At 43.8% G+C, this 23,729-nt stretch carries 39 protein-coding genes; 36 read left to right on the top strand and 3 right to left on the bottom strand.

Annotated features, from left to right (window positions below):
- The first annotated feature begins 753 nt into the window (after positions 1–753).
- The 29 genes from rpsJ (at position 754) to rplQ (ending at position 15,051) form a co-directional block, all read left to right on the top strand.
- Positions 754–1,071 carry a 30S ribosomal protein S10 gene (rpsJ, locus tag JBF11_RS05690; protein WP_334314531.1) on the top strand — a complete coding sequence of 106 codons (318 nt, stop codon included), beginning with the start codon at positions 754–756 and terminating at the stop codon, positions 1,069–1,071.
- 11 nt (positions 1,072–1,082) lie between these two features.
- Positions 1,083–1,712: a 50S ribosomal protein L3 gene (rplC, locus tag JBF11_RS05685; protein WP_334314530.1), complete on the top strand. Its 630-nt coding sequence runs from the start codon at positions 1,083–1,085 to the stop codon at positions 1,710–1,712.
- A 12-nt stretch (positions 1,713–1,724) separates the two neighbouring features.
- A complete protein-coding gene (gene rplD / locus JBF11_RS05680; RefSeq protein ID WP_334314529.1) occupies positions 1,725–2,357 on the top strand; it encodes a 50S ribosomal protein L4 in 633 nt (210 codons plus the stop codon).
- A 19-nt stretch (positions 2,358–2,376) separates the two neighbouring features.
- Entirely contained in the window at positions 2,377–2,667 is a 291-nt protein-coding gene (rplW, locus tag JBF11_RS05675; protein ID WP_334314528.1) for a 50S ribosomal protein L23, read from the top strand.
- Positions 2,668–2,670: 3 nt separating this feature from the next.
- Positions 2,671–3,501, top strand: a complete 831-nt coding sequence (gene rplB / locus JBF11_RS05670; RefSeq protein WP_334314527.1) for a 50S ribosomal protein L2 — start codon at positions 2,671–2,673, stop codon at positions 3,499–3,501.
- A 15-nt stretch (positions 3,502–3,516) separates the two neighbouring features.
- Positions 3,517–3,798, top strand: coding sequence for a 30S ribosomal protein S19 (gene rpsS, locus JBF11_RS05665; protein WP_334314526.1), 282 nt, complete (start codon positions 3,517–3,519; stop codon positions 3,796–3,798).
- A gap of 12 nt (positions 3,799–3,810) precedes the next feature.
- Positions 3,811–4,146: a 50S ribosomal protein L22 gene (gene rplV, locus JBF11_RS05660; RefSeq protein WP_334314525.1), complete on the top strand. Its 336-nt coding sequence runs from the start codon at positions 3,811–3,813 to the stop codon at positions 4,144–4,146.
- Between the two features lie 4 nt (positions 4,147–4,150).
- Positions 4,151–4,792, top strand: coding sequence for a 30S ribosomal protein S3 (gene rpsC / locus JBF11_RS05655; protein ID WP_334314524.1), 642 nt, complete (start codon positions 4,151–4,153; stop codon positions 4,790–4,792).
- Positions 4,792–5,208 carry a 50S ribosomal protein L16 gene (rplP, locus tag JBF11_RS05650; protein ID WP_334314523.1) on the top strand — a complete coding sequence of 139 codons (417 nt, stop codon included), beginning with the start codon at positions 4,792–4,794 and terminating at the stop codon, positions 5,206–5,208. Before rpsC ends, rplP begins: the two co-directional genes overlap by 1 nt.
- A gap of 1 nt (position 5,209) precedes the next feature.
- Entirely contained in the window at positions 5,210–5,404 is a 195-nt protein-coding gene (gene rpmC / locus JBF11_RS05645; protein WP_334314522.1) for a 50S ribosomal protein L29, read from the top strand.
- Positions 5,405–5,412: 8 nt separating this feature from the next.
- On the top strand, positions 5,413–5,679 hold the full coding sequence (gene rpsQ, locus JBF11_RS05640; protein WP_334314521.1) for a 30S ribosomal protein S17: 267 nt from the start codon (positions 5,413–5,415) through the stop codon (positions 5,677–5,679).
- A 107-nt stretch (positions 5,680–5,786) separates the two neighbouring features.
- Positions 5,787–6,155 (top strand): 50S ribosomal protein L14, encoded by a 369-nt coding sequence (gene rplN, locus JBF11_RS05635; protein ID WP_334314520.1) that lies wholly within the window; start codon positions 5,787–5,789, stop codon positions 6,153–6,155.
- A gap of 12 nt (positions 6,156–6,167) precedes the next feature.
- Positions 6,168–6,491, top strand: a complete 324-nt coding sequence (rplX, locus tag JBF11_RS05630; RefSeq protein ID WP_334314519.1) for a 50S ribosomal protein L24 — start codon at positions 6,168–6,170, stop codon at positions 6,489–6,491.
- Positions 6,492–6,502: 11 nt separating this feature from the next.
- The gene (gene rplE, locus JBF11_RS05625) at positions 6,503–7,042 is read left to right on the top strand and encodes a 50S ribosomal protein L5 (RefSeq protein WP_334314518.1); all 540 of its coding nucleotides are present in this window, start codon (positions 6,503–6,505) and stop codon (positions 7,040–7,042) included.
- Between the two features lie 11 nt (positions 7,043–7,053).
- The gene (locus tag JBF11_RS05620; protein WP_334314517.1) at positions 7,054–7,239 is read left to right on the top strand and encodes a type Z 30S ribosomal protein S14; all 186 of its coding nucleotides are present in this window, start codon (positions 7,054–7,056) and stop codon (positions 7,237–7,239) included.
- 27 nt (positions 7,240–7,266) lie between these two features.
- The gene (gene rpsH / locus JBF11_RS05615) at positions 7,267–7,644 is read left to right on the top strand and encodes a 30S ribosomal protein S8 (protein WP_334314516.1); all 378 of its coding nucleotides are present in this window, start codon (positions 7,267–7,269) and stop codon (positions 7,642–7,644) included.
- Between the two features lie 29 nt (positions 7,645–7,673).
- Complete coding sequence (gene rplF, locus JBF11_RS05610; RefSeq protein WP_334314515.1) at positions 7,674–8,219, top strand: 50S ribosomal protein L6; 546 nt, start codon at positions 7,674–7,676, stop codon at positions 8,217–8,219.
- An 11-nt stretch (positions 8,220–8,230) separates the two neighbouring features.
- Positions 8,231–8,590, top strand: coding sequence for a 50S ribosomal protein L18 (gene rplR, locus JBF11_RS05605; RefSeq protein WP_334314514.1), 360 nt, complete (start codon positions 8,231–8,233; stop codon positions 8,588–8,590).
- Positions 8,591–8,638: 48 nt separating this feature from the next.
- On the top strand, positions 8,639–9,142 hold the full coding sequence (gene rpsE, locus JBF11_RS05600) for a 30S ribosomal protein S5 (RefSeq protein WP_334314513.1): 504 nt from the start codon (positions 8,639–8,641) through the stop codon (positions 9,140–9,142).
- Between the two features lie 14 nt (positions 9,143–9,156).
- Positions 9,157–9,333, top strand: coding sequence for a 50S ribosomal protein L30 (gene rpmD, locus JBF11_RS05595; RefSeq protein ID WP_334314512.1), 177 nt, complete (start codon positions 9,157–9,159; stop codon positions 9,331–9,333).
- Entirely contained in the window at positions 9,333–9,818 is a 486-nt protein-coding gene (rplO, locus tag JBF11_RS05590) for a 50S ribosomal protein L15 (protein ID WP_334314511.1), read from the top strand. The genes rpmD and rplO overlap by 1 nt, the downstream gene beginning before the upstream one ends.
- Before the next feature lie 3 nt (positions 9,819–9,821).
- On the top strand, positions 9,822–11,132 hold the full coding sequence (secY, locus tag JBF11_RS05585; RefSeq protein WP_334314510.1) for a preprotein translocase subunit SecY: 1,311 nt from the start codon (positions 9,822–9,824) through the stop codon (positions 11,130–11,132).
- 5 nt (positions 11,133–11,137) lie between these two features.
- Positions 11,138–11,926 carry a type I methionyl aminopeptidase gene (gene map / locus JBF11_RS05580; RefSeq protein WP_334314509.1) on the top strand — a complete coding sequence of 263 codons (789 nt, stop codon included), beginning with the start codon at positions 11,138–11,140 and terminating at the stop codon, positions 11,924–11,926.
- 107 nt (positions 11,927–12,033) lie between these two features.
- Positions 12,034–12,147 carry a 50S ribosomal protein L36 gene (rpmJ, locus tag JBF11_RS05575; RefSeq protein WP_005027799.1) on the top strand — a complete coding sequence of 38 codons (114 nt, stop codon included), beginning with the start codon at positions 12,034–12,036 and terminating at the stop codon, positions 12,145–12,147.
- 17 nt (positions 12,148–12,164) lie between these two features.
- Positions 12,165–12,533: a 30S ribosomal protein S13 gene (rpsM, locus tag JBF11_RS05570; RefSeq protein ID WP_334314508.1), complete on the top strand. Its 369-nt coding sequence runs from the start codon at positions 12,165–12,167 to the stop codon at positions 12,531–12,533.
- Between the two features lie 49 nt (positions 12,534–12,582).
- Complete coding sequence (gene rpsK, locus JBF11_RS05565; protein WP_334314507.1) at positions 12,583–12,972, top strand: 30S ribosomal protein S11; 390 nt, start codon at positions 12,583–12,585, stop codon at positions 12,970–12,972.
- Between the two features lie 14 nt (positions 12,973–12,986).
- Positions 12,987–13,613 carry a 30S ribosomal protein S4 gene (gene rpsD, locus JBF11_RS05560; protein ID WP_334314506.1) on the top strand — a complete coding sequence of 209 codons (627 nt, stop codon included), beginning with the start codon at positions 12,987–12,989 and terminating at the stop codon, positions 13,611–13,613.
- Between the two features lie 15 nt (positions 13,614–13,628).
- On the top strand, positions 13,629–14,672 hold the full coding sequence (locus JBF11_RS05555; protein ID WP_334314505.1) for a DNA-directed RNA polymerase subunit alpha: 1,044 nt from the start codon (positions 13,629–13,631) through the stop codon (positions 14,670–14,672).
- The gene (gene rplQ / locus JBF11_RS05550) at positions 14,662–15,051 is read left to right on the top strand and encodes a 50S ribosomal protein L17 (protein ID WP_334314504.1); all 390 of its coding nucleotides are present in this window, start codon (positions 14,662–14,664) and stop codon (positions 15,049–15,051) included. The genes JBF11_RS05555 and rplQ overlap by 11 nt, the downstream gene beginning before the upstream one ends.
- Positions 15,052–15,563: 512 nt before the next feature.
- Here rplQ and JBF11_RS05540 read toward each other — a convergent pair.
- Positions 15,564–16,259 (bottom strand): aspartate/glutamate racemase family protein, encoded by a 696-nt coding sequence (locus JBF11_RS05540; RefSeq protein WP_334314503.1) that lies wholly within the window; start codon positions 16,257–16,259, stop codon positions 15,564–15,566.
- A gap of 975 nt (positions 16,260–17,234) precedes the next feature.
- On the opposite strand from JBF11_RS05540, the gene JBF11_RS05535 reads away from it, so the two are divergent.
- Both JBF11_RS05535 and JBF11_RS05530 read left to right on the top strand, forming a co-directional pair.
- Positions 17,235–17,450 (top strand): 4Fe-4S binding protein, encoded by a 216-nt coding sequence (locus JBF11_RS05535; protein ID WP_334314502.1) that lies wholly within the window; start codon positions 17,235–17,237, stop codon positions 17,448–17,450.
- Positions 17,437–18,024 carry a 4Fe-4S binding protein gene (locus tag JBF11_RS05530; protein WP_334314501.1) on the top strand — a complete coding sequence of 196 codons (588 nt, stop codon included), beginning with the start codon at positions 17,437–17,439 and terminating at the stop codon, positions 18,022–18,024. Before JBF11_RS05535 ends, JBF11_RS05530 begins: the two co-directional genes overlap by 14 nt.
- Before the next feature lie 39 nt (positions 18,025–18,063).
- Here JBF11_RS05530 and JBF11_RS05525 read toward each other — a convergent pair whose 3' ends face one another.
- A complete protein-coding gene (locus tag JBF11_RS05525) occupies positions 18,064–18,867 on the bottom strand; it encodes a sulfite exporter TauE/SafE family protein (protein WP_334314500.1) in 804 nt (267 codons plus the stop codon).
- 103 nt (positions 18,868–18,970) lie between these two features.
- Here JBF11_RS05525 and JBF11_RS05520 point away from each other — a divergent pair, with 103 nt between their 5' ends.
- The 4 genes from JBF11_RS05520 to JBF11_RS05505 are packed head-to-tail and all read left to right on the top strand — an operon-like array spanning position 18,971 to position 21,924.
- Positions 18,971–19,582, top strand: a complete 612-nt coding sequence (locus JBF11_RS05520) for a DNA-3-methyladenine glycosylase family protein (RefSeq protein ID WP_334314499.1) — start codon at positions 18,971–18,973, stop codon at positions 19,580–19,582.
- Entirely contained in the window at positions 19,566–20,093 is a 528-nt protein-coding gene (locus JBF11_RS05515; protein ID WP_334314498.1) for a methylated-DNA--[protein]-cysteine S-methyltransferase, read from the top strand. Before JBF11_RS05520 ends, JBF11_RS05515 begins: the two co-directional genes overlap by 17 nt.
- Positions 20,080–20,910, top strand: coding sequence for an isocitrate lyase/PEP mutase family protein (locus tag JBF11_RS05510; protein ID WP_334314497.1), 831 nt, complete (start codon positions 20,080–20,082; stop codon positions 20,908–20,910). The genes JBF11_RS05515 and JBF11_RS05510 overlap by 14 nt, the downstream gene beginning before the upstream one ends.
- 12 nt (positions 20,911–20,922) lie before the next feature.
- Complete coding sequence (locus tag JBF11_RS05505) at positions 20,923–21,924, top strand: NAD(P)H-dependent glycerol-3-phosphate dehydrogenase (protein ID WP_334314496.1); 1,002 nt, start codon at positions 20,923–20,925, stop codon at positions 21,922–21,924.
- 48 nt (positions 21,925–21,972) lie between these two features.
- Here the strand turns inward: JBF11_RS05505 and xerD are convergent, their stop codons facing one another.
- Positions 21,973–22,869: a site-specific tyrosine recombinase XerD gene (gene xerD / locus JBF11_RS05500; protein ID WP_334314495.1), complete on the bottom strand. Its 897-nt coding sequence runs from the start codon at positions 22,867–22,869 to the stop codon at positions 21,973–21,975.
- 83 nt (positions 22,870–22,952) lie between these two features.
- On the opposite strand from xerD, the gene JBF11_RS05495 reads away from it, so the two are divergent.
- A complete protein-coding gene (locus tag JBF11_RS05495) occupies positions 22,953–23,708 on the top strand; it encodes a hypothetical protein (RefSeq protein WP_334314494.1) in 756 nt (251 codons plus the stop codon).
- Positions 23,709–23,729 lie beyond the last annotated feature (21 nt).

The following is a 23,729-nucleotide window of genomic DNA, read 5'->3' as shown; positions in this document are numbered from 1 at the left end:
TTTAAAGAAGCCGCAGGCATGGAATAAAATGAGCAATAATGGCATTTTTTTACACAAAAAGGAACGTGGATATAAAGCTGCATAATTTTTTTTCTCGAAGTGGTATGAAAAAATAAAAATAAATTTTAAGCATTAAGGCAAGAAAAAAATTAAATTTTTTAAAAAAAAGTTGACAGAACTAAGAAAAATAGGTAAATATTCAAATCACCTCTTCTTGAGGCAATCTCTGGACAGCAGAGAAAGACAAGTTGAGCTTGTCTTAATGTGTTTTCAACATATTGAAAACGTTTGACATTTACAGGCGTCACCATGCCGGTATTGTCAACCGTGACAACGCATAAATCAACGGTTTATGGGTTGAAAGGTTATCCAACAAGCAAAAGGCTTGTGCATGCGTGATCCCTGTGGGACCACCTATCTATTACGAAGTTATTTCGTATCGGACAGGATCGGCAAACCCGGGTCGGCTTTATTTTTTTATGATGGATTTTTGTTGCGAAACGGGTGGGGCTGGTTCTCTTCTCTTTTCAAAAGGAAAAAATCATAAAAAGTCGCCCTATGTGATGGCATGAGGGTTTTTGTCGTTGTCTGATAACAAAGGTGTATGGAATGAGGAGCAGGCATTTCCTGAGTTTTTGTTTGCTTCTTTTTGATGGTCAAGATAATTGACCGGCCGCCGTTATCCGGCGGTGGATACTCCGAAAGAAATTTTCAGTATCTTTCGGAGCGAATTGCCTAAAATGGAGATTCGCAATGACAACAGTTGGCAGTGATCGTATCCGTATTAAGCTTAAGGCTTACGATTATCGCATCCTGGATAAGGCTGTGGCGGAAATCGTGGATACAGCGCGCAATACAGGCGCTGGGGTGGCAGGACCAATTCCTTTGCCCACCAATATTCATAAATACACGGTTAACCGCTCTGTGCACGTAGATAAAAAATCTCGTGAACAGTTTGAAATGAGAGTTCATAAACGTCTTATGGATATCCTCGACCCCACGCAACAGACCGTGGACGCTCTTGGTAAGCTTTCCTTACCAGCCGGCGTGGATGTGGAAATTAAGCTCTAGTGAGGGGCGTTATGTCTGAGAAAATGGGAATATTAGGACGTAAATTGGGTATGACCCGTATCTTTGCTGGTGACGGTTCAGCAGTATCTGTTACTGTAATCAAGGCAGGACCATGCCCTATTACACAAGTGAAGACGGCGGAAAAAGATGGGTATCATGCTCTTCAGATCGCCTTCGATGAAGCTAAGGAAAAGCATGTGTCTAAAGCCATGCAAGGGCATTTTGCCAAAGCTAACGCAGGTAACTATCGCACGGTTCGTGAGCTTCGTTTGGAAAACGCTGCTGCACAGCAGGTTGGTGAAGTTCTCACTATCGATATGTTCGGCGTTGGCGATAAAATCAAAGTAACCGGAACAAGTGTTGGTAAAGGTTACCAAGGCGTTATGCGCCGCTGGAATTTCGCCGGTATCAAAGACGGTCACGGTAACGAAAAAGTTCACCGTAACGCAGGTTCTATCGGTAACAATACTTTTCCCGGACACGTTTTCAAGGGTAAAAAAATGGCTGGTCATTGGGGTAACGAACAAGTTACCGAACAAGGTCTGACCATTGTGGAAGTTCGTCAGGAAGAAGGAGTAATCCTTGTGAAAGGCAGCGTTCCCGGTCCTAAAAACGGTCTTGTGTTCGTACGTAAGCAGTAGTTAGGAGATAATATGGCTACTTTGAAAGTTTACGATCAAATGAAACAAGAACAAGGTGAAATCAGCCTTGCTCCTGAAGTATTTGAAGTAGAGGTACGCCCTGAGATTCTTAACTTGGTTGTTCGTGCTCATCGTGCTGCTTTACGTGCAGGTACTCATCAAGTTAAAACTCGTGCGTTTGTAAGTGGTGGTGGTAAGAAGCCTTTCAAACAGAAAGGCACAGGTAATGCCCGCCAAGGTAGCAACCGCTCACCTATCATGCGCGGCGGTGCAATTATTTTTGGACCACAACCTCGTGATTATAGTTTTAAAGTTAATAAAAAAGTGCGTACTTTGGCTTTGCGCATGGCTTTATCCTCCCGTGTCGCCGATAACGACATCATGGTTGTTAAATCCATCGATTTGGCTGAAGCAAAAACCAAAAACTTTGCAGCGGTTGCAAAAGCTCTTGGTTTGACCAAAGCACTTGTGGTTACCCCTGGTGATGATATGCTGAAAGATAACGGCGTGGCTCTCGCTGCCCGCAATATCCCCGGCATTACTGTGGTAACGCCAGACAAGGTCAATGTTTACGAAGTGCTCAATCACAAACAAGTTGTTCTTCTCGAAGGAAGCTTGTCACATCTTGAAGCACGTCTTAAATAGCCTTGAGTGAGGAATGAAAATGGATTATACCAAGATTCTTCTCCGCCCTGTGGTAACCGAAAAAGCAACTATGCTCCGTGAAGCCGCTGAGCAAATCGCTTTTTTTGTTGACCCTAAGGCAAATAAGATCGAAATCGGAAAAGCTGTTGAAGAAGCTTTTAAGGTTAAGGTCGTAAAAGTGAATGTGGTAACGGTCAAACCACGCGCAAGAGTGCGTGCTGGCCGTGTGAAAGGTCGTATCGCTGGCTATCGCAAAGCATACGTTACCCTTGCTAAAGGTGACAAAATCGAATTCTTCGAGGGAGTGTAAGACATGGCAGTTCGTAAGTTAAAACCTACCTCTGCTGGCCGTCGTTTCCAAACTGTTTCTGATTTCGCTGAAATTACCAGAAACACTCCAGAAAAGTCGCTCACTGAAGGTTTGACAAAGAAAAGTGGTCGTAATAATAACGGACGCGTCACAAGCCGCCGCCGCGGTGGCGGACATAAACGCTTATACCGTATTATCGACTTTAAACGTAATAAAATGGACATTCCTGCAACGGTTGCCCATATCGAATATGATCCAAACCGTACGGCGCGTATCGCTCTTTTGCATTATGCCGACGGTGAAAAGCGTTATATTTTAGCGCCTGTCGGCATCAAACAAGGTGACGCTATCATTGCTGGTGAAAAAGCTGATATTAAGCCGGGTAATGCTCTTCCGATGGCTCGTATTCCCGTAGGTACAAATCTACATAATATCGAACTCAATCCGGGACGCGGCGGTCAAATGTGCCGTGCTGCCGGAACCTATGCTCAATTGGTTGCCAAAGAAGGCAAATACGCAACATTGCGTCTTCCTTCCGGTGAAGTCCGCCGCGTGCTTCTTACCTGCATCGCAACGGTCGGTCAGGTTGGCAACGTTCAGCATGAAAATATCAGCCTTGGAAAGGCAGGTCGTAACCGTTGGTTATCCCGCCGTCCAAAGGTGCGCGGTGTTGCGATGAACCCTGTTGATCACCCATTGGGTGGTGGTGAAGGTCGCAGCTCAGGTGGTCGTCATCCTGTAACTCCTTGGGGTATCCCAACGAAGGGTTACAAGACTCGTGATCCTAAGAAACCTTCAAGCCGCCTTATTGTAAAGCGCCGCGGTCAGAAGTAAGAGGAGCCGATCATTATGCCTAGATCATTAAAAAAAGGGCCATTTGTTGACGGCCACCTCATGAAGAAAGTAGAAGTTTCAGTCAGTGCCGGCGACCGTAAAGTTATTAAGACTTGGTCACGTCGCTCTACTATTCTTCCGGAAATGGTTGGCCTTACCTTTGCCGTACACAACGGTAAAAAATTCATCCCGGTTTTTGTCACAGAAAACATGGTAGGTCACAAACTTGGTGAGTTTGCTCCAACTCGTACTTACTATGGTCACGCTGCTGACAAGAAAACCAAAGCAAAAAAATAGCGGGTAACGTACATGGAATCTAAAGCAATTGCAAAGTATCAACGCGTATCTCCTCGTAAGACCCGTCTCGTTGCTCAAAACGTTAAGGGCTTACCGGTTGAAGACGCATTGAACATGCTTAAATTCACGCCTAATAAACCAGCTGGTGTTTTATATGGTGTAGTTCGTTCAGCGTTGGCTAATGCTTCCCAATCAAATATCGACGTCGACTCAATGATTGTCAGAGACATCATTGTCAACGAAGGTCCGACTTGGAAACGTTTTATGCCACGCTCACAAGGTCGTGCAATGCATATTCGCAAACGCACCAGCCACATCACCGTAATTCTCGCGGAAGGACAGGAGTAAGGTTATGGGTCAAAAAGTACATCCTTACGGCTTCCGGCTCGGATATAATAAAAACTGGCTTTCTCGCTGGTACAGTAAAAAAGATTATGCTTCCTTTGTTTTCGAAGATCACAAAATCCGCAAACATGTGAAGAAACTTCTTTACGCAGCAGGAATTTCCAAAATTGAGATTGAACGCTTCGGCGATAAAATCCGCCTCATTCTTTCAACAGCCCGTCCGGGAATCATCATCGGACGCAAAGGTGCTGAAATTGAAAAACTTCGCGGCGATCTCAAGAAAAAATTCGGCCGTGAATTTGCACTTGAAGTTAATGAAATTCGTCGTCCCGAAATCGATGCTCAATTGGTAGCAGAAGCCATCGGCGCTCAGTTGGAACGCCGCGTCGCTTTCAGACGTGCTATGAAACGTACTGTTACTATGGCTCGTAAATTCGGAGCAGAAGGTATCAAAGTTACTGCCGGCGGCCGTTTGGCAGGTGCAGAAATTGCACGTTCCGAATGGTATCGCGACGGTCAGGTTCCTTTGCAAACCCTTCGTGCTGACATTGATTACGGATTTGCCGAAGCTAGCACCACGTATGGTATCATTGGTATCAAAGTGTGGATCTATAAAGGTGAAATCCTTGATAAAGAGGTGGAACAATAATGCTTGCGCCAAAAAGAATAAAATTCCGCAAATGGCAAAAAGGCCGTTTACGTGGTCCTGCTACTCGTGGTGCTACCGTAGCTTTCGGTGACATCGGTTTGAAAGCGGTGGAACATGGCAAGCTCTCCAGCCAGCAAATCGAAGCGGCCCGTATCGCTATGATGCGTCATATTCGCCGCGGCGGTAAAGTTTGGATTCGTGTGTTCCCCGATCATCCGGTTACTGCAAAGCCTCTTGAAACCCGTCAAGGTAGCGGTAAAGGTGCTCCGGTGGGCTGGTGCGCTCCTGTGAAACCTGGTCGTATCCTTTATGAAATCAAGGGAGTTGACCTTGAACTTGCAAAAACAGCTTTGATCCGTGCTTCCCACAAGCTGCCTATCAAAACTGTTATTGTAACAAGAGAAGGGGCTTTCTAATATGAAAATGACAGAAATTCGTGAATTGAGCGAAAAAGATTTGAAAGAAAAATTGACTTCTCTTCGTCAGGAACTTTTCAATCTCCGTTTTCAGCATGCAACCGCACAGCTTGAAAAAACCGCCTCAATTCCTGCCACTAAAAAAGATATTGCCCGTGTTTTGACTGTGATGTCAGAAAAAGGCATTAAGGCATAGGAGCGTATATGACTAGCGCAATTGAACACCGCAAGGGCAGAACGCTCGTAGGTATCGTTATCAGCGATAAGAGCGACAAAACCATTGTTGTGCGTGTAGAAACGTTGGTAAAACATCCTCGTTTAGGTAAATATGTGCGTCGTCGTAAAAAATGCACCGCACATGATCCGATGAATGAATGTGGCATCGGCGATAAAGTTAAAATTGTTGAATACAGACCAATGAGCCGCAACAAACGCTGGCACTTAGTGTCTGTGCTTGAAAAAGCTATCTAGCCTAAAAAAATTTTTTTCACGCATATTTTTGCTTTTCTTTTTGAAAAAATTAGCATAGTATGCGTGAAGAAAAATTTTAGGATTGATTTTTTTAAGAGGAATAAGCCATGATTCAAGTAGAATCTCGACTTCAAGTGGCGGATAATTCCGGTGCCAAAGAAGTGGCTTGCATTAAAGTTCTTGGCGGTTCCCACCGCCGTTACGCTTCTGTCGGTGACATTATCATGGTGTCTGTAAAAGACGCGATGCCACACGCAAAAGTAAAAAAAGGCGATGTAATGCAGGCTGTTATCGTTCGTACCGCTAAAGAAGTTCGCCGGGTAGACGGTTCCTATATCAAATTCGACACCAACGCAGCCGTGCTTCTTTCCAAGCAAGGTGAACCTGTAGGTACCCGTATTTTCGGACCAGTAGCACGTGAACTTCGTGCTATGAACTTTATGAAAATCGTGTCCCTCGCGCCTGAAGTGTTGTAGGAGCATTGTGATATGAATAAATATCGTATTCGTAAAGGTGACGTGGTTAAAGTTATCGCGGGTAAAGACGCGGAAGTCGGCAAAGTAGGCAAGGTTTTGAAAATCTTGAAGAAAAGCGACCGTGTATTGGTGGAAAAGGTCAACATGGCGAAACGCAATGTGAAACCTAATCCTTACAAACGCGAACCTGGCGGTATTGTTGACAAAGAAATGCCTATTCATGTATCGAACGTGATGGTTGTTTGCCAATCTTGCCAAACTCCAACCCGTGTCGGGTACAGGATGGAAAACGACAAAAAAGTTCGCTTCTGTAAGAAGTGCAACAAAACTCTTTAGAAGGTGCTTTGATGAGCCGTCTTGAAACTATTTACAGAGATAAAGTTGTTCCGGTATTGCAAAAAGAATTTAATTACAAATCTTCAATGCAGGTTCCTGGAATTGAGAAGGTCTCTTTGAATATCGGGCTTGGCACTGCTGCTCAGAACAATAAGGTCATTGAAGAAGCAGTACAAGAATTAACCGCCATTGCAGGTCAAAAAGCAGTCGTAACCCGTGCGAAAAAGTCTATTGCGGCGTTCAAGCTTCGTGAAGGAATGCCTATCGGTGTTCGCGTAACCTTGCGCAAAGACCGCATGTGGGACTTTTTAGATAAGCTTATGAACTTTGCTTTGCCGCGTGTTCGCGACTTCCGTGGTATTCCTGACCGTGGATTTGACGGTCGCGGAAACTTTACCCTTGGTATCAAAGAACATATGATTTTTCCGGAAATGGAATCTGACCGTATCGAAAACAACAAAGGTCTGAATATTACTATTGTTACAACCGCAACCACGGACAAGGAAGGCAAAATGTTGCTCGATCAACTCGGTATGCCTTTCCGTAAGTAAGGAGTTAGAGTATGTCCCGTACTGCTCTTGAAGTTAAAGCTACTCGTAAACCAAAGTTCTCTACTCGTGGTTACAATCGTTGTCCAATTTGCGGTCGTCCACGAAGCTATATGCGTCATTTTGGTTTATGCCGTATTTGTTTTAGAAAAATGGCTCTCCAAGGCGAATTGCCCGGAGTACGCAAATCAAGCTGGTAATCAGCGATAAAAATTAGGAGAAATCCCATGACCGATCCCATTGCCGATATGCTTACGCGTATCCGCAACGCACACATGGCCCTTCATAAGGAAGTAAGTGTGCCGCGCTCGAAGATGAAGGAAGCTTTAGCTGGCATCCTCAAGCAGGAAGGCTATGTGGAAGATGTTAAGGTTGAAGACCGCAACATCACCATTGAGCTGAAGTATGTCAAAGGTCGCCCTGCGATCAACGGTTTACGCCGTATCAGTAAACCCGGTCGCCGCATTTATGTAAACGCCCACCATATTCCACGTGTTCAAAACGGACTCGGCATTTGTATTTTGTCAACCTCAAAAGGTATTCTCGACGGTGCAAGTGCTCTTGAACGCAAGAGCGGTGGTGAACTTCTCTGTGAAGTTTGGTAAGCCAACATACTTAGCAAGGTGGAATGATAATGTCTAGAATAGGTAAATTGCCCATCACTCTTCCTAAAGGCGTAGAAGTGAAATTGGGTCAAGATATAGTGGAAGTAAAAGGACCAAAAGGTTCTTTGACAACTCCGCTTTGTGGCCTTTTGGATTACGAAGTTACTGCTGAGAAAGTGACTATTACCCGTAAAAATACCGAAGACAGAGCTACTGCTCAGCAGCATGGTCTTCGCCGTACCCTTTTGGCCAACTGTATCGAAGGGGTGACAAAAGGTTTTTCAAAAACTATGGAAGTTATCGGCGTTGGTTACAAAGTTGCCGTAAAAGGCAATATTGTCGAACTTGCGCTCGGTTTCTCACATCCGGTTATTGTTGAACTTCCTAAAGGTATTGAAGCAAAAGCGGAAGGTACAAAGCTCACGATTTCTGGTATCGACAAACAATTGGTCGGTGAAATGTGCGCTAAAATTCGTCGTTTACGTATGCCTGAACCATATAAAGGAAAAGGCATCAAATACGAAAATGAAATTATTCGCCGCAAAGCCGGTAAGTCCGGTGCTAAGGGCAAATAGGGGTTGTAGATATGATGCTTTCTAAAAATGAAGTTCGCATGAAGCGTAAAACCCGTATTCGTAAGCGACTCTCCGGCACATCCGAACGTCCTCGTTTGGTGGTGTTTCGCTCTAATTTGCATATTTATGCCCAAATTATTGATGATATGACTGGTTCGACTTTGGCTCAGGCTTCTACGTTGGTTCTTTCCAAAAACGGCGATAAAGTAGCTTGCAATAAAGCCGGAGCTGAAAAAGTTGGCAAAGAAGTTGCTCGTATTGCGAAAGAAAAAAACATCACTCAAGTTGTTTTTGATCGCAATGGCTACCTTTATCATGGTCGCATCAAGGCTGTCGCCGACGGTGCACGTGAAGGTGGCTTAGAGTTCTAATGGACAGCCTTAAGGCTATAATCTGACTATCATAGTACAGGAAAAAACATGGAACAAAAGCAAGAAACGCAAGATTCCGGTCTTATCGAAAAAATCGTCCATTTGAACCGGGTTGCAAAAGTTGTGAAGGGCGGCAGACGTTTTAGTTTCAGTGCCCTTGTTGTTGTTGGAGATGGTAACGGAAGCGTTGGTTTTGGTCTTGGCAAAGCTCAGGAAGTGCCGGAAGCTCTCCGTAAAGCTAGTGAAAGAGCTAGAAAATCAATGGTGAAAGTTCCTCTTGTTGACGGAACATTGCCTTATGAAGTTTTAGGTCGTTTTGGTGCGGGACGTGTGCTTTTGAAACCTGCATCCCGCGGTACCGGCGTCATTGCCGGCGGTGCGGTTCGTGCAGTTATGGAAGCCGTAGGTGTTACCGACGTTCTTTCTAAGGCTATTGGAACAAATAATTCCCATAATGTGCTTCGCGCAACTATGGAAGGGCTTACTTCTTTACGCAGTGCAGAACAAGTTTCTGAAATCCGTGGCAAGAAGCTTGAAGCTCCTCGTAAATAAGGGAGAAAATAGCCATGTCCGAAATTAAAGTAAAACTCGTACGCAGTCGCATCGGCATCAAGCCTGCTCAAAAGAAAACTCTTGATGCTCTTGGACTTAAACATCGTGAAATGGTAAAAACTTTTAAGGATAATGCTGCTGTTCGCGGCATGATCGAACAGGTAAAACACCTAATTGAGGTCAGCGAATAATGAGACTTAACGAACTTTATCCATTCCCTGAAGAACGCAAAACACGGAAACGTGTCGGTCGTGGTGACGGTTCCGGTTTTGGTCATACAGCAGGCAAAGGCCATAAAGGTCAGAATGCCCGTGCCGGCGGTGGCGTAAAAGCTGGCTTTGAAGGCGGTCAAATGCCGTTGCAGCGTCGTTTGCCAAAGCGTGGTTTTAAGAATTTTGATTTCAAAGTGACATTTGAAGTTATCAATCTTGATCGCTTGGAAGCGTCCTTTGAAGGAAAAACCGAAATTACTCTTGATGACATTTACAGCCGCGGTCTTTGCAGCTATGGCGCCCCTGTGAAAATTTTAGGCGGCGGCAGCGTAAGCAAAGCGTTGACTGTGGAAGCTCATCGTTTTACTCAATCTGCAAAAGCTAAAATCGAAGCAGCCGGCGGCAAAGTCACTGAATTGTGCGAATGTGACTGCTGTTGCGCCGATAAAGCGGAAAAGGAATAATACGTGGCTGGCGGAGTAGATAAATTGGCATCTTCTAGTGAATTGCGTGTAAAAATTGCATGGACATTCTTTTTATTGGTTTGTTACCGTGTGGGTGCGCATATTCCTGTCCCCGGTGTTGATACTGCTGCTCTTGCGGACTTCTTCGCTCGTTTACAAGGTTCCGTTTTTGCCTTGTTAGATATGTTTTCCGGGGGCGGTCTGTCCAATGTGTCAGTTTTCGCCCTGGGAATTATGCCATATATTTCAGCGTCGATTATTATGCAGCTGCTGCAGGTAATCAGCCCTGAAATTAAACGTATGGCAAAAGAGGAAGGGCAGGCAGGACGACGTAAAATAACTCAATATACTCGGTATTTGACAGTTGCTATTACCATTGTTCAAGGATTTGGCATTGCCGCGATGCTTGAAGGCATGACAAGTCCAGGAAGCAATTTGCCTGTCGTACTTAATCCCGGATTAGAATTTAAAGTTGTTACTATCATCACATTGACCACGGGCACTGTCCTTATCATGTGGCTTGGGGAACAAATCACTTCCCGCGGTATTGGCAACGGCATTTCTTTGATCATCTTTTCCGGTATCGTGGTTGGAATTCCGAGCGCAATCGCGCGTGTGTACCAACTGGTAAGCGCAGGAGATATGAATATTCTTTTTGTGCTTGTCCTGATTGCGCTTATGGCGGTTGTCTTGTTCGGCATAGTTTTTGTGGAAAGAGCTCAGCGCAGAATTCCTATTCACTATGCGAAAAGACAAATGGGAAGAAAGGTTTACGGCGGACAAACAACGCATTTACCTTTAAGAATCAATACCGCAGGTGTTATTCCTCCCATTTTTGCGCAAAGTTTGCTTTTATTTCCCGCAACTATCGGGTCTTTTTCAACAGCTTTGTGGCTGCAGGAAATTGTTCGTTGGTTCCAGCCATCAAGCATAATTTATAATATTTGCTTTATTGCTCTTATTTTCTTTTTCTGCTATTTTTATACTGCGGTTATCTTTGATCCAAAAGATATTGCGGAAAATTTGAAAAAAGCAGGCGGTTTTGTTCCGGGCATCCGTCCGGGGGAAAAAACCAGAGAATATATAGATTCTGTACTGAGCCGTCTTACTTTGTGGGGTGGCGTGTACATTGCTGCTATTTCTATTCTTCCCATGTTTCTCATTGCAAAGTTCAATGTTCCGTTTTACTTCGGGGGCACAAGCTTGCTGATTTTGGTCGGCGTTGCGATGGACTTTATGGGACAAGTTGAATCTCATATGATTTCCAAGCAATATGACAGCTTAATGGAAAAGAATAGGATTAAGGGGCGCTAGGATATATGAAAAAGTTTCGCGGAATTTTTCTGAAAAACGAGAAAGAAATTGCTAAAATGCGCATTGCGAACGGCATGGTTTCTCGGATTTTGGATGCTCTCGGCGAAGCGATTAAACCTGGCATCTCCACTATGTTCCTTGAAGAGGTTACGCAGGATATTTGTCATAAGATGAATGTCAAACCGGCATTTCAAGGTTATTACGGATTTCCGTATGCACTTTGTTGTTCTGTGAATGAAACTGTCGTGCACGGCTTCCCTTCCAAAGACAGGATCTTGAAAGAAGGGGATATTGTGAGCTGTGATATGGGAGTTTGCTACGAAGGCTTTTATGGTGACAGCGCAAGAACCTTTTTGGTCGGCGAAGTTTCACAGGAAGCGAAAGATTTATGCAGAGTGACAGAAGAAAGTTTGCATTACGGAATTGCGGCTGCTAAAATCGGTAATACCTTGTATGATATTTCTGCAGCGGTGCAGCGTCATGCAGAGAAAAACGGTTTGAAAGTTATTCGTAACTTTGTAGGTCACGGAATTGGTTCTTCTCTTCATGAGAAGCCGGAAGTACCGAATTTTGTGCCGAAAGGGGGAGCGAATGTTCCCCTGCAGGAAGGAATGGTGCTTGCTATTGAGCCCATGCTTGCCATCGGTACATATGAAGTGACGATACTTTCCGATAAATGGACAGCAAACACCAAAGACGGAAGTTTGGCTGCCCACTTTGAACATAGTGTTGCGATTAGATCAGATGGACCGGAAATTTTAAGTTTATCTTCAAATTATTCAGGTGCTTACTGATAAAAATAAGGAAATGGCGAGGATAGCCTCTTGACAAGGATAGAAATATCCTCTATTAAACACAATTCCAACGCTAACGTTGAGTTTTGAATAAAACGGAGAGAGCGATGAAAGTTAGGCCGTCCGTAAAAAAAATATGCCCTAAGTGTAAAGTAATTAGACGGAAGGGTGTTCTTAGAGTTATCTGCGAAAACCCCAGACATAAACAACGTCAGGGCTAAGTTGCAGGAGTAGTACTGTGGCAAGAATTGCAGGTGTTGATTTGCCTCGCGGCAAAAGAGCGGATATTGCGCTCACCTATATCTATGGCATTGGTCCGAAGACCTCTTTACAGATTTTTGAAGCTACAAAGATTGAATGGAATCGTAGCATTGATGATTTGAATGCTGATGAGGTGAACGAACTCCGTAAGGAAATTGAAACAAATTATAAGGTTGAAGGCGATCTTCGTCGTGAAGTAAGTTCCAACATCAAACGTTTGATGGATGTTGGTTGCTATCGCGGACTTCGTCACCGTCGTGGTTTGCCTGTTCATGGTCAACGCACAAAAACCAATGCACGTACCCGCAAGGGACCTCGTCGTGGTGCTGTGGGTAAAAAGAAGTAAGGGGACTGCCCTCTAATTTTTCTGGATCATAATCCAAGGGAAGTGTACAATGGCAAGAGCCAAACGCGCAGTTAAAAAAAGAGAAAAGAAGAACGTTCCATTGGGTGTCGCCCATATTCAAGCGTCCTTCAATAATACCATTATTACCTTTACCGATACTCGCGGTAATGCTATCAGTTGGGCATCTGCAGGTCAAAGCGGTTTTAAAGGTTCACGTAAGTCCACTCCGTTTGCTGCACAGGTAGCTGCTGAAACAGCTGCCAAAAAAGCGCAGGATAACGGAATGCGTACAGTTGGTGTTTATGTTAAGGGTCCCGGTGCTGGTCGTGAATCTGCATTGCGTGCAATTAACGCAGCAGGTTTCAAAGTTGCGTTCATTCGTGACGTAACCCCTATTCCTCATAACGGATGTCGTCCTCCAAAACGACGCCGCGTATAATTAGGAGATAGACCGTGGCTAAATATAATGATGCAAAATGCCGTATATGCCGTCGTGAAGGTGCAAAATTATTTTTGAAAGGTGATCGCTGTTTTACAGACAAATGTGCGCAGGATCGCCGTCCGTATGCGCCTGGTCAGCATGGTCGTGCTAGAAAGAAGCTTAGCGAATATGCACTCATGCTTCGTGAAAAACAAAAAGTGCGCCGCATGTATGGTGTATTAGAAAAACAATTCAGAGGATATTTTTATTCTTCTGATATGGCGAAAGGTGTTACCGGTGAAAACCTTCTCAAAACCCTTGAACGCCGTTTAGACAACGTTGTTTACCGTATGGGATTTGCTAATTCCCGTGCTCAGGCTCGTCAGCTTGTCCGTCATGGAATTTTCACTTTGAACGGTCATAAAGTCGATATCCCTTCTTTGCAGGTTAAAGTAGGCGATGTGATTGTTGTGAACGAAAAGAACAGAAAAATCCCCGTGATTGCGGACGCGCAAGGCGCTATCGCCCGCCGCGGCTGTCCTGTATGGCTTGAAGTTGATGGTGCAGCGTTCAAAGGCATTGTGAAAGCATTGCCTCAACGTGACGATATTCAAACTCCTATCAACGAGTCCTTTATCGTCGAACTTTACTCCAAATAATAAACGGGAGTTCACATGTCCACAAACCAAGCCAATAGGCTCATCAATGCTCGTAATTGGGCAGTGCTTGTTAAACCTGATCAAATTGTTCGTGACAATGAAGTTTCCGGTCAGATGTATGGAAAATTCATGTGTGAACCGCTTGAAAGAGGGTATGGCACAACCATCGGTAATGCCTTACGCCGAGTATTGTTAGCTTCTTTGCAAGGTTCTGCTTTTGTGTCTGTGAAAATTGCTGGTGTTCAGCATGAATTTACTACGATTTCAGGCGTCCTTGAAGATGTGACCGATATTATCCTCAATATCAAACAGGTCCGTCTTGCAATGGATACCGATGTTCCGCAAAAATTAACATTGAAAGTTAATAAGAAAGGCGTAGTGACTGCTGCTGATATTCAAGAAAATCAACATGTAGCTGTGTTGAACCCTGAATTGCATATTGCAACACTCACAGAAGACATTGAATTTGACCTTGAATTAGAAGCTCGTATGGGTAAGGGTTATGTACCAGCTGATATGCATGTTGGTCTTAATGAGGAAATCGGGCTTATTAAGCTTGATTCCAGTTTTTCTCCCGTACGTAAAGTTTCCTATACGATAGAACAAGCACGTGTCGGTCAAATGACCAACTACGATAAGCTCATTTTGGAAGTTTGGACCGACGGTTCATTGACTCCTGAAGATGCTATCGCATACAGTGCTAAAATTATAAAAGAACAGATTTCTGTATTCATCAATTTCGATGAACAAATCTCTGATGAAAGTTGTCTTGGTTCATCTGAAGCAGGAGACATCAACGAAAATCTTTTTATGAGTATTGACGATTTGGAACTTTCCGTCCGTGCCACAAACTGCTTGCGCGGTGCTCAAATCGCAACCGTCGGTGAATTGGTGCAGCGGTCTGAAAACGATATGCTCAAAACAAAGAATTTCGGTAAAAAATCTCTTGATGAAATTAAAGCCTTGCTCGTACGCATGGGACTTGATTTCGGTATGAAGATTGACGGTTTTGACAAAAAATACCAAGAATGGAAGAGGAAGCAACACCATGAGGCATAACAATTCTGGCAGAAAGTTGGGTAGAAATCCCTCCCATCGTAAAGCTTTGTTTAATAACATGGCTAAAGCTCTTTTGATTCATGGTCGTATTCGCACAACAGTTGCTAAAGCCAAAGATTTGCGTGGGGTAGTAGAACCATTGATCACTTTGGCACAGCGCAATGATGTTCATTCACGCCGTCTTGCTTATCGTGTACTTGGCGATCACCAATTAGTGAAAACGCTTTTTGATGAAATTGCTCCACAATATGCAGGTATTGCAGGTGGTTATACAAGAATTATGAAACTTGCCATGCCTAGAAAAGGCGACAGTGCTCCAATGGCTATTATCGAGCTTACAAAGAATGCAGGCGAAGTAAAAGCAGAAAGTGCTGAATAAGACTTTGTTATAAAATTGCAAAAGCCCTAGACTGAACGGTTTAGGGCTTTTATTTTTTATTGCCTTTGATTTTTCAAAGGCTTTTTTGTTGCTTTGACATGAGTAATTATTTGCCAACCCGGTGGAATAAAAAATTGTTAAAGCAAGTCTGTCCACCATCGGCATATTTCGATGTGTTCGTTAATGATACCCAAAGAAAGACAGAGCCGTATGCAAGACAGTCAAAGTTCATCCCATACCAAATGGAATTGTGAATATCATATCGGGTTTGTTCCCAAATATGGAAGACAGGTAATTTATTTAAAATTAAAAGGAGTTATAAAAGGACACTACTATTTCGGATATGGACTTTGCAGGAAATTGGCGCAGCAGCAGAAAAACGGTTATAGAACAAGTAAAAAAGTTGATCTGCTGTAAACAGCGGCAGAGCAGGATACGGAATGATAACAAGGAGGCGGAATAGTCAGCATCTTCCCCATTGCCCGGTTTTTATCTGCCCGATATACGAGAAACTATACTTGTGTTGCTCTGCGATAAATCTCGTTAATATGTATTTCTGTCGTATTCAGAATAGGGACACTGACATCACAATACGTTATCGCAAGCGGCAACTCTGTACAGCCCAACAGTATAGAATCCGCATTCTTTTCAGAAATATACTTTTCCGCCATTTTGACTAACTTTTGTTTATCAGCAGGAATAATTATTCCATTTTCCATATTGGGATAAATCAAGCTGTCAATGGTTGATATATCATTTCCGGACGGAATAATCGCTGTAATTCCTTGATTATTCAAAGCGTTTTCATAAAGTTTGCTTTTTAACGTGAACATCGTACCGAACACGAGAACGTTTTTGAATCCTTTCCGTTTTATTTCACGGATTGTTGCCTCTACAATACTGATAACAGGAAGTGGAAATTTACTATGTACCATATTCCACACAATATGTTCTGTATTTGCGGTAATTGCGGCTAGTTCAGCCCCCGCCGCTTTCAGGTTGGAAAGGCTGCGAAGCAGATAATGAGCCAATTTGTCATAATCATTTTCAGCTAATGCTTTGTCATGCGACAGCATATTCACACTGTCAATTACAATTTCAGGATAGATGTTTCCCCTTTGCTCAATACGGCATTTTTTAATAATACTAAGATAATATTCTACCGTTGACGCAGGACCAATCCCGCCAACAAGCCCTATCTTTTTCATTCACGCCACCTCAATCCTCATTATCGGATAAAAGCATACCCCATTTTCCCGCTGCAAACAATCAATATTTCATGTCCGTTCAGCCAATCGAGACTGTCAAGGAGAGAGTGGTATTTTTTCTTAAAGAACGCGAAAAAATATTCAAACTAAGACCCTTGACCGTCTGAATTTTTGAAGCTGTCATTTCGCTGCCGAAAACGGGAACAGGATTTGAAAATTCAGCCCTCACTTTCCTCCGCTTCATACTAACAGCAAAACTGTCTGCACTATCGCGGTGGCTGTTGTTAGGTGTTTTGCGGCGGCTCTGCTTCTGTGCCTCCGACCTCTCTCCCAAAGAACAGAATGGAATGTTACGCAATAGGGCTTTATAAAACTTGACTTACAAGACGTTGCAGACGCGAAACCATAAGTTTTTCTATTGCCTACCTATAAAATCGGCTTCTAAGCTTGCGCAGGCGGGGTTTGCCCCCTTTCGTTCTCTCCCGTTTCCCGCCGCTCTGAACAGTTCTGAACAGTTTCCGTCAATAACTCAAATAACAAAATACTCCGTGGTGAAACCAGCCCTTTGTTTCGGACTTTTCAGCTCCAAACAAGGCTTTGTTTTTGCTGTTTCAAATACTCTTACCCTCTCAGACAGCAGCGCTGAACGAGTATATAACACACTACAACGTTGCTTTGCAAAGCCGTGTGCCAAATGGGTTTGTCATCTTTGGATATCCCCTTGTTTCAGAAGGTGCGTGCAGTTCCCTGTAAGCTGACCTGATACAGTTGTAAAAAAAGATTATTTTAATTTATTTTTAAAGTCAATTGATACCATGAGCGGGAAAAAGAAATTATTTGTTAAAACTGTTGTTTTGTGACCTAGTCATAGTCGATGTAAAAAAATAATGATAATTGGACGGGATAAAAAGAGTTATCAGGCGTGCCTTTGTAAAAATAGTATAACTCGGTACAATTAAAAGGATAGTAGTACGTATGATATCAAAGAGTGTAGCGAAATTTAATCCGTTAATTTGCGTTGCGTGCGGGGCGTGTGTGAAAGAATGTCCACGAGAGGCAATTTCCATTTATAAAGGCTGTTATGCTGTGGGCAATGCCGAACAGTGTGTGGGGTGCGGGAAATGTGCGAAAATCTGCCCCGGCGGCTGCATTGAAATACTTGAAAGGCGGGCAGGCTATGAAAGCAAATAAAAAAAACTGGTATGATTATTTTTGGATTTGGGTGATTCTTTATTTCGCCTTGGGATTTTTCAATATTCTTTTTGCGTGGCTTGGCATGATTGATTTTCTTTTGCCGCTGCTTGTCGCTGTATTTGGCGGAAATAAGTGGTTTTGCAATAATCTTTGCGGGCGGGGGCAATTATTTTCCCTGCTTGGGGGAAAACTGGGCTGGTCGCATGGCAAACCAACGCCAACGTTCTTGATTTCTCCATGGTTTCGCTATGGTTTTTTGATTTTCTTTTTAATCATGTTCGGCAATGTGTTATTGCAAACGTATTTGGTTTTTGCCGGTGCGCGTTCGCTCAAACAAGCGGTGAGTTTGGCATGGGCGGTACATTTGCCTTGGGACTGGGCGTACACAGCAGGGCAAGTCCCTGATTGGGCGGCTCAATTCAGTTTCGGGCTGTACGGCATAATGCTTTTTTCCCTGCTCTTGGGTTTGCTCGCAATGGTATTGCACAAACCGCGCTCCTGGTGCGTATTCTGTCCCATGGGCACAATGACCCAAGGCATTTGCAAGTTAAAAAACAAGGCGGAAAAATAAAGAATTTACTGAAAAATGCCGGCTGAAAGCGGCAGAATGTTACCAAACCGCCGTCACAAGCATGCGCACGCCGACAAAGAGAAGCAGAAAAGCGAAGAATTTTTTAATTTTTGAAACAGGCAGGGTATGGGTGAGGTGGGCGCCGTAAGGAGCGACAAGCGTGCTGCAAACCACAATGGCGAAAAGGGCGGGCAGATAAATGAAGCCAAAGGAATATTCGGGAAGGTTGGCGGCGGAGCTTCCATTGAAAAAATATCCGATACATCCGGAAATGGCGATAGGCATGCCTATTGCTGCGGAAGTGGCAATGGCGTTACGCATTTCAACGCTGTGGTAAAGCATGAAAGGAACAGAGATAGTTCCGCCTCCGATACCCACAAGGCTGGATAAAATCCCGATTCCAAAACCGGCGATATTCATGCCAAGCGTTTGTGGCAGAGGTTTTTCTCCCAATGTTTTTTTGGAACTTAAAATCATTTGCGAAGCGACATAAAAAATAAAGCAGGCAAAAATCAGCTGCAAAACATGCGTGGGAATTTTTGCGGCGATAAAAGAACCGAGCCATGTTCCAAGAACAATGCCAAGCGTGACTTTTTTTACAATATCCCATTTGACAGCCCCGTGTTTGTGGTGGCTCATGGCGCTTGAGAAAGAGGTGAACATGATGCTTGCAAGGGATGTGCCGAGAGCCATATGCATGATATGCTCGGCAGGAAAGCCCTGCAAATTGAACATATATACAAGAATAGGCACAATAACGAGTCCCCCGCCGATTCCGAGCAATCCCGCCAAGAGTCCCGCAATAATTCCAAAAAAGGCATAGAGAGCCAAATACGCAAGCATAAATCCACCTCAAGATTTTTTTAAAAATTATTCTTTTTTTTATGGTTAAGCAAGATTTATTCTTTAACGCGATTATGTTATTCTGTTACCCAGAGGAATGGAAATGATTTTCGAATACGGAAAAAAAGAAGCGGCTTATTTGCGGAAAAAAGATGAAGTGTTAGGCGCTTATATGAAAAAACGCGGTTTTGTCGAGCGGAAGATTGAAGCGGAACCGTTTCAGGCATTGACGCGGCAAATCATCGCCCAGCAAATAAACGGCAAGGCGGCGGAAGCGGTTTACAATCGGGTGCAAGCCCTTTGCAGGAATGAAATATCGGAACGGGCAATCATATCTTTGGAAATCGAAGAATTGCGCTCTTGCGGTGTGAGTGAACGGAAAGCGCGGAATTTGCAAGACTTGGCTCGGTATTTTTCAGAAAAAAACATTACGGGTTCGTATTTTTTGCAAAAAAGTGACGAAGAAATTATTGCGGAGCTTACCGGTTTATCCGGCATAGGCGTTTGGACTGCGGAAATGTTTTTGCTTTTTTCCCTGCAAAGGAAAAATATTTTAAGTTACGGCGATTATGGCATAAAAAAAGGGCTTTGCCTTTTGCATGATTTAGGGCAAATGGACAAGAAAACCTTTATGGCTTTTAAAGAACTGTATTCGCCTTATGCCAGTATCGCTTCGTTATATTTATGGGAAATCGCCAATGAAAACCAAAAATGACGGAGAACTTCCATTGCGGACGGCATATAAGAAAATTTCCATTTCCAATGGGCTTGTCAAGCATGATTTGTGCATAGAAATTGCCTATCAAAAAGAAATAGTGTATAAGGTAAATGCCGTTGAGGAGCAAAAAGAAACTCCTTTGCCGGATAGTTTTGCACAAAAGGTCTTTTTTGAACTTGCAGAATTTTTTTCGGGAAAAAGGAAGGAATTTACGTTTTCTGTTTGCTTTCAGGGCACAGAATTTCAATGCAGGGTTTGGCAGGAAATTGCAAAAATTCCTTACGGGCGGACCATAAGTTATACGGAACTGGCAAAACGTGCCGGAAATCCGAAAGCATGCAGGGCTGCGGCGAGGGCTTGCCATGACAATCCCCTTGCCTTTTGCGTTCCCTGCCACAGGGTTATTGCGAAAAACGGTTCCATCGGCGGATACGGATACGGTACGGCAATGAAAAGCGCCCTTTTAAATATGGAAAGAAATATGGAGAAATATAATGATAACGGATAAACAAAGAGATTTGGCAAAAAAATTCATGAACATGCATCATGCAAACAAGATGTTTATTTTGGCTAACGCATGGGATGCAGGTTCCGCCTATATTTTCAAAAAAGAAGGTTTTGAGGCTCTCGGCACGACAAGTCAGGGCATGGCTCTTTCCTATGGCTATGCGGACGGGCAAAATATGCTTTTCGATGATGTTGTTTATGCTGTCGAGAGCATGACAAGACGTGTCGATATTCCGGTAAGCGTCGATATTGAGCGCGGTTTTGCGGACAATACCGATAAGGTCAAGGCAAATGCGCTGCGGCTTTTGGAAGCGGGTGCGGTCGGTTTTAATATTGAGGACGGAAAACAGGATAAGACTCTTGATGAACTGCCGTTCTTTTTGAAAAAAATTCAGGCGTTGGCGGAGCTGAAAAAAGAATGTAATCTCAATTTTGTGATAAATGCAAGAACGTGCACGTATTGGCATAATATCGGCGATGAGGAATATAAACTGCAAGTCGCCCTTGAACGCGGAAAAGCGTTTAAAGAGGCAGGCGCCGACTGTGTTTTCTACCCCGGAGCGGTTCCTCTTGAAAGCGTTAAAATTTTGGTTAAAGAAGTCGGAGCGCCTATCAATATTTTGTTAACCCCCGCAACCAGTGATTTGGACGCGTTGCGCGAAGCCGGCGTCAGACGGCTCAGTATCGGTTCCGGTCCCGCAAGAAGCGCTTACAACCATGTGATCGCCATGGCGGAAGACTTGAAAAAAGGGGAAACGGACAAAATATTGAAACATGCTTTTGTTTATGCGGAAGCGAACACGTATTTTAAAAAATAACCGGGGTATCGTATGCATATAGCTGTTCTCGGCGGGGGCAATTTCGGCACGTGCTTAGCCCATGTCCTTGCAAAATCAGGGCATGATACGCATCTTGTCCTGCGTGATGAAAATGTCGCCAAGTCCATAAACACGATACATGAAAACAGCAAGTATCTGTCAGGAATAAAGCTCTGCAAACGGATTGAGGCGACAACGCAGTTCGGGGTGCTGACCGGGTGCGAGTATTGGATTATCGCTTTGCCTTGCCAAAAACAAGCGGAACTTCTGCCGCGTTTCGTTCCTTATTTCGGAGAAATGACAACATTGATAAATGTTGCAAAAGGTATTGATTTGAAAAGACTTTTGCCTTTATCGATGGTTGTTCCGCAAATTTTCGGCTTGGAGGATGAATCAGCCCGTTACGCTGTTTTGTCAGGACCTTCCTTTGCCAAGGAAGTGGCTCTCGATATGCCCACGGCTTGTACGCTTGCCTGCGCAGATGAAAGCCGTGCCGTGCATTTGCGCGATATTTTCACGACGCCATATTTCCGTTGTTATTCTTCTACCGATGTTTTGGGTGTGGAACTTGGCGGAGCGATAAAAAATATTTATGCGATAGCGGCCGGCGTGAGCGACGGTTTGAACTATGGCGACAATGCCAGAGCCTCTTTGGTGACGCGGGGTTTGGCGGAAATGTGCCGGCTTGGTTTGGCTATGGGAGCGAATTTTCAAACATTTATGGGCTTGTCGGGTATCGGTGATTTGATGCTGACTTGTAACGGGGATTTGTCCAGAAACAGGCAAGTCGGTCTGCGTCTTGGCAAAGGTGAAAAAATCGATGAGATCATAGCAAGCATGAACAGCGTCGCTGAAGGCGTGGCGACAACGCATGCCGTATATGCCATGGCGCAAAATCTTGGGGTTGAAATGCCCATAACGTATACCATGAAGAAAATTTTAGACGGTGAATTTACCCCGCAAGACGGGTTGCAATATCTTCTCAGCCGGGAACAGAAGCCGGAACGTTTTTAGAGAGAGCAAGCTCAGGCAAAGCCCTTTTCATCTTGTTGGAAAAGGGCTTTATTTTACCCCGCAGCGGGGGTGTGCGCGGGAATAAATTTCTTGAATTTTTTGCTGGCAAATATGGGTATAGAGTTCTGTTGCGGTAAGGTCGCTGTGCCCCAGCAAAATTTGCACCGTTCTTAAATCCGCTCCGCCTTCCAAAAGGTGGGTGGCGAAACTGTGGCGCAAGGTATGCGGAGAAATAATCCCCTGGATTTCAGCTGACTGTCCGTAGCGTTTAATAAGTTTCCAAATGGCTTGGCGGGTGAGTTTTTTGCCGGAACGGTTTAAAAAAAGTTCGGCATCGCCGGGAATGTCTTTGATGAATTGTTTGCGTGTGTTTTGCAGATAATCGGTAAGAACGGAAAGGGCTAAGCCATGTATGGGGATGAGGCGTTCTTTTTTGCCTTTGCCGAAAACACGGATAATGCCTTTTTGAAAATCTATGTCTGTGGGTTTTATATTGATAAGTTCGCTCACGCGCACGCCGGAGGCATAGAGCAAATGCAGGATCGCCGTGTCCCGCTGTCCCAATTTGGTTGCAGGGTTGGGAGCAGAGAGTATTTTTTGTATTTCTTCCATGTTCAGAACTTCGGGCAAATATAGGGGGATTTTGGGGCTGTCCAGCAGTTCCGCAGGATTTTTGCCGATATGTTTTTCCTCGAAAAGCCATGCGAAAAATTTCCGTATGCAGGATAAGCGTCTTGCGATGGTGCGTTTGCTGTCTCCTTTTTGGCGTAAAAAAATTGAAAAAAGCAATAAGTCGTCTTCGTCAAGTGTATCCAGCGGGCTTTTGTTTTGGTCTGTGAAAGCGTGCAGCGTTTCCAAATCTTGTCTGTATGCCGATATCGTATGTTCCGATAAACCTTGTTGGACGAGCAGGGAATTTAACCATTCCTCAGTGTATGCTGACATTTTTTTTCCTTTTTTCTTATCTTGCTCTCTGAATGGATTTCTTTTACAATATTTTAAAATATTTTTGAAGAGTTTAATTTTTTATGAAATATATTTGTTTTTTACTTATGTTTTTGAATTTTTCTTTTATTCCGTATTGTTATGCCGGCAAAGAAAAGGAAAAACCCAATATTCATGAAATCACGCGTGATATTGATGCGGAGCTCACCACCATATTTAAAAATAAGGTATTGGATTTTTTTCCCGTGAAAGAACAGTTTCCGGATTTTTTTGAAGAGGTGAAGAAACAAATCCCGGAACAGGCGGAATTGCTGGAAGTTTATTTGCCGACTATGTCCAAACAGGATTTGGAACGCGGGCATTATGACAATATTTTGGGAATGGTGTATTTTTACCGCATGTCGCAAATTTTGCATAAGCGTATCCCTTTGCAGAAATTGCAGTTGTCTTTTGTAAAAGAATCGTTGGAAGCGGTTTATCAGAGTTTTGCAAGGGTCGACCCGCCCGCCCCGAAGGAAAGGAATGCTTGGGAAGAAAAAATGTATGAGAATTTATGCGCGGGAAAAAATGTGTATATTCAATATAAAAGGGACAAGGGGGCGTTGGACCATATTTACAGTATCATGCTGACGCTTGCTTTAAGTGATGAACATAGCGTCGCCGCTTTTTTATCCCATTACCTTTTCTTGTCCGAGGGGCAAATTTATTTTTTATCCAGTTCATCGTATTTGCTTGATAACAATTATTACGAAGTGCTGCAGTGGACACGTTCGGTTTTGCACAATTTTATCGTGGTCATTCCTTTTGATATGTTTCCTGAGAATACTTTTACGGAATAAAAAAACTGCCCGCAGGCAGTT

Origin of the sequence: Taurinivorans muris, from assembly GCF_025232395.1 — a bacterium.
Classification (GTDB): Bacteria; Desulfobacterota; Desulfovibrionia; order Desulfovibrionales; family Desulfovibrionaceae; genus Taurinivorans; species Taurinivorans muris.
The sequence above is the reverse complement of the archived record's forward strand: the minus strand, read 5'-3'. Positions and strand labels throughout refer to the sequence as shown.

Bases quoted from the DNA above. Each gene is read 5' to 3' on its own strand.
- rpsJ (WP_334314531.1), top strand. From the start codon at position 754: ATGACAACAGTTGGCAGTGATCGTATCCGTATTAAGCTTAAGGCTTAC.
- rplC (WP_334314530.1), top strand. From the start codon at position 1,083: ATGTCTGAGAAAATGGGAATATTAGGACGTAAATTGGGTATGACCCGT.
- rplD (WP_334314529.1), top strand. From the start codon at position 1,725: ATGGCTACTTTGAAAGTTTACGATCAAATGAAACAAGAACAAGGTGAA.
- rplW (WP_334314528.1), top strand. From the start codon at position 2,377: ATGGATTATACCAAGATTCTTCTCCGCCCTGTGGTAACCGAAAAAGCA.
- rplB (WP_334314527.1), top strand. From the start codon at position 2,671: ATGGCAGTTCGTAAGTTAAAACCTACCTCTGCTGGCCGTCGTTTCCAA.
- rpsS (WP_334314526.1), top strand. From the start codon at position 3,517: ATGCCTAGATCATTAAAAAAAGGGCCATTTGTTGACGGCCACCTCATG.
- rplV (WP_334314525.1), top strand. From the start codon at position 3,811: ATGGAATCTAAAGCAATTGCAAAGTATCAACGCGTATCTCCTCGTAAG.
- rpsC (WP_334314524.1), top strand. From the start codon at position 4,151: ATGGGTCAAAAAGTACATCCTTACGGCTTCCGGCTCGGATATAATAAA.
- rplP (WP_334314523.1), top strand. From the start codon at position 4,792: ATGCTTGCGCCAAAAAGAATAAAATTCCGCAAATGGCAAAAAGGCCGT.
- rpmC (WP_334314522.1), top strand. From the start codon at position 5,210: ATGAAAATGACAGAAATTCGTGAATTGAGCGAAAAAGATTTGAAAGAA.
- rpsQ (WP_334314521.1), top strand. From the start codon at position 5,413: ATGACTAGCGCAATTGAACACCGCAAGGGCAGAACGCTCGTAGGTATC.
- rplN (WP_334314520.1), top strand. From the start codon at position 5,787: ATGATTCAAGTAGAATCTCGACTTCAAGTGGCGGATAATTCCGGTGCC.
- rplX (WP_334314519.1), top strand. From the start codon at position 6,168: ATGAATAAATATCGTATTCGTAAAGGTGACGTGGTTAAAGTTATCGCG.
- rplE (WP_334314518.1), top strand. From the start codon at position 6,503: ATGAGCCGTCTTGAAACTATTTACAGAGATAAAGTTGTTCCGGTATTG.
- JBF11_RS05620 (WP_334314517.1), top strand. From the start codon at position 7,054: ATGTCCCGTACTGCTCTTGAAGTTAAAGCTACTCGTAAACCAAAGTTC.
- rpsH (WP_334314516.1), top strand. From the start codon at position 7,267: ATGACCGATCCCATTGCCGATATGCTTACGCGTATCCGCAACGCACAC.
- rplF (WP_334314515.1), top strand. From the start codon at position 7,674: ATGTCTAGAATAGGTAAATTGCCCATCACTCTTCCTAAAGGCGTAGAA.
- rplR (WP_334314514.1), top strand. From the start codon at position 8,231: ATGATGCTTTCTAAAAATGAAGTTCGCATGAAGCGTAAAACCCGTATT.
- rpsE (WP_334314513.1), top strand. From the start codon at position 8,639: ATGGAACAAAAGCAAGAAACGCAAGATTCCGGTCTTATCGAAAAAATC.
- rpmD (WP_334314512.1), top strand. From the start codon at position 9,157: ATGTCCGAAATTAAAGTAAAACTCGTACGCAGTCGCATCGGCATCAAG.
- rplO (WP_334314511.1), top strand. From the start codon at position 9,333: ATGAGACTTAACGAACTTTATCCATTCCCTGAAGAACGCAAAACACGG.
- map (WP_334314509.1), top strand. From the start codon at position 11,138: ATGAAAAAGTTTCGCGGAATTTTTCTGAAAAACGAGAAAGAAATTGCT.
- rpmJ (WP_005027799.1), top strand. From the start codon at position 12,034: ATGAAAGTTAGGCCGTCCGTAAAAAAAATATGCCCTAAGTGTAAAGTA.
- rpsK (WP_334314507.1), top strand. From the start codon at position 12,583: ATGGCAAGAGCCAAACGCGCAGTTAAAAAAAGAGAAAAGAAGAACGTT.
- JBF11_RS05555 (WP_334314505.1), top strand. From the start codon at position 13,629: ATGTCCACAAACCAAGCCAATAGGCTCATCAATGCTCGTAATTGGGCA.
- rplQ (WP_334314504.1), top strand. From the start codon at position 14,662: ATGAGGCATAACAATTCTGGCAGAAAGTTGGGTAGAAATCCCTCCCAT.
- JBF11_RS05540 (WP_334314503.1), bottom strand. From the start codon at position 16,259: ATGAAAAAGATAGGGCTTGTTGGCGGGATTGGTCCTGCGTCAACGGTA.
- JBF11_RS05535 (WP_334314502.1), top strand. From the start codon at position 17,235: ATGATATCAAAGAGTGTAGCGAAATTTAATCCGTTAATTTGCGTTGCG.
- JBF11_RS05530 (WP_334314501.1), top strand. From the start codon at position 17,437: ATGAAAGCAAATAAAAAAAACTGGTATGATTATTTTTGGATTTGGGTG.
- JBF11_RS05525 (WP_334314500.1), bottom strand. From the start codon at position 18,867: ATGCTTGCGTATTTGGCTCTCTATGCCTTTTTTGGAATTATTGCGGGA.
- JBF11_RS05520 (WP_334314499.1), top strand. From the start codon at position 18,971: ATGATTTTCGAATACGGAAAAAAAGAAGCGGCTTATTTGCGGAAAAAA.
- JBF11_RS05515 (WP_334314498.1), top strand. From the start codon at position 19,566: ATGAAAACCAAAAATGACGGAGAACTTCCATTGCGGACGGCATATAAG.
- JBF11_RS05510 (WP_334314497.1), top strand. From the start codon at position 20,080: ATGATAACGGATAAACAAAGAGATTTGGCAAAAAAATTCATGAACATG.
- JBF11_RS05505 (WP_334314496.1), top strand. From the start codon at position 20,923: ATGCATATAGCTGTTCTCGGCGGGGGCAATTTCGGCACGTGCTTAGCC.
- xerD (WP_334314495.1), bottom strand. From the start codon at position 22,869: ATGTCAGCATACACTGAGGAATGGTTAAATTCCCTGCTCGTCCAACAA.
- JBF11_RS05495 (WP_334314494.1), top strand. From the start codon at position 22,953: ATGAAATATATTTGTTTTTTACTTATGTTTTTGAATTTTTCTTTTATT.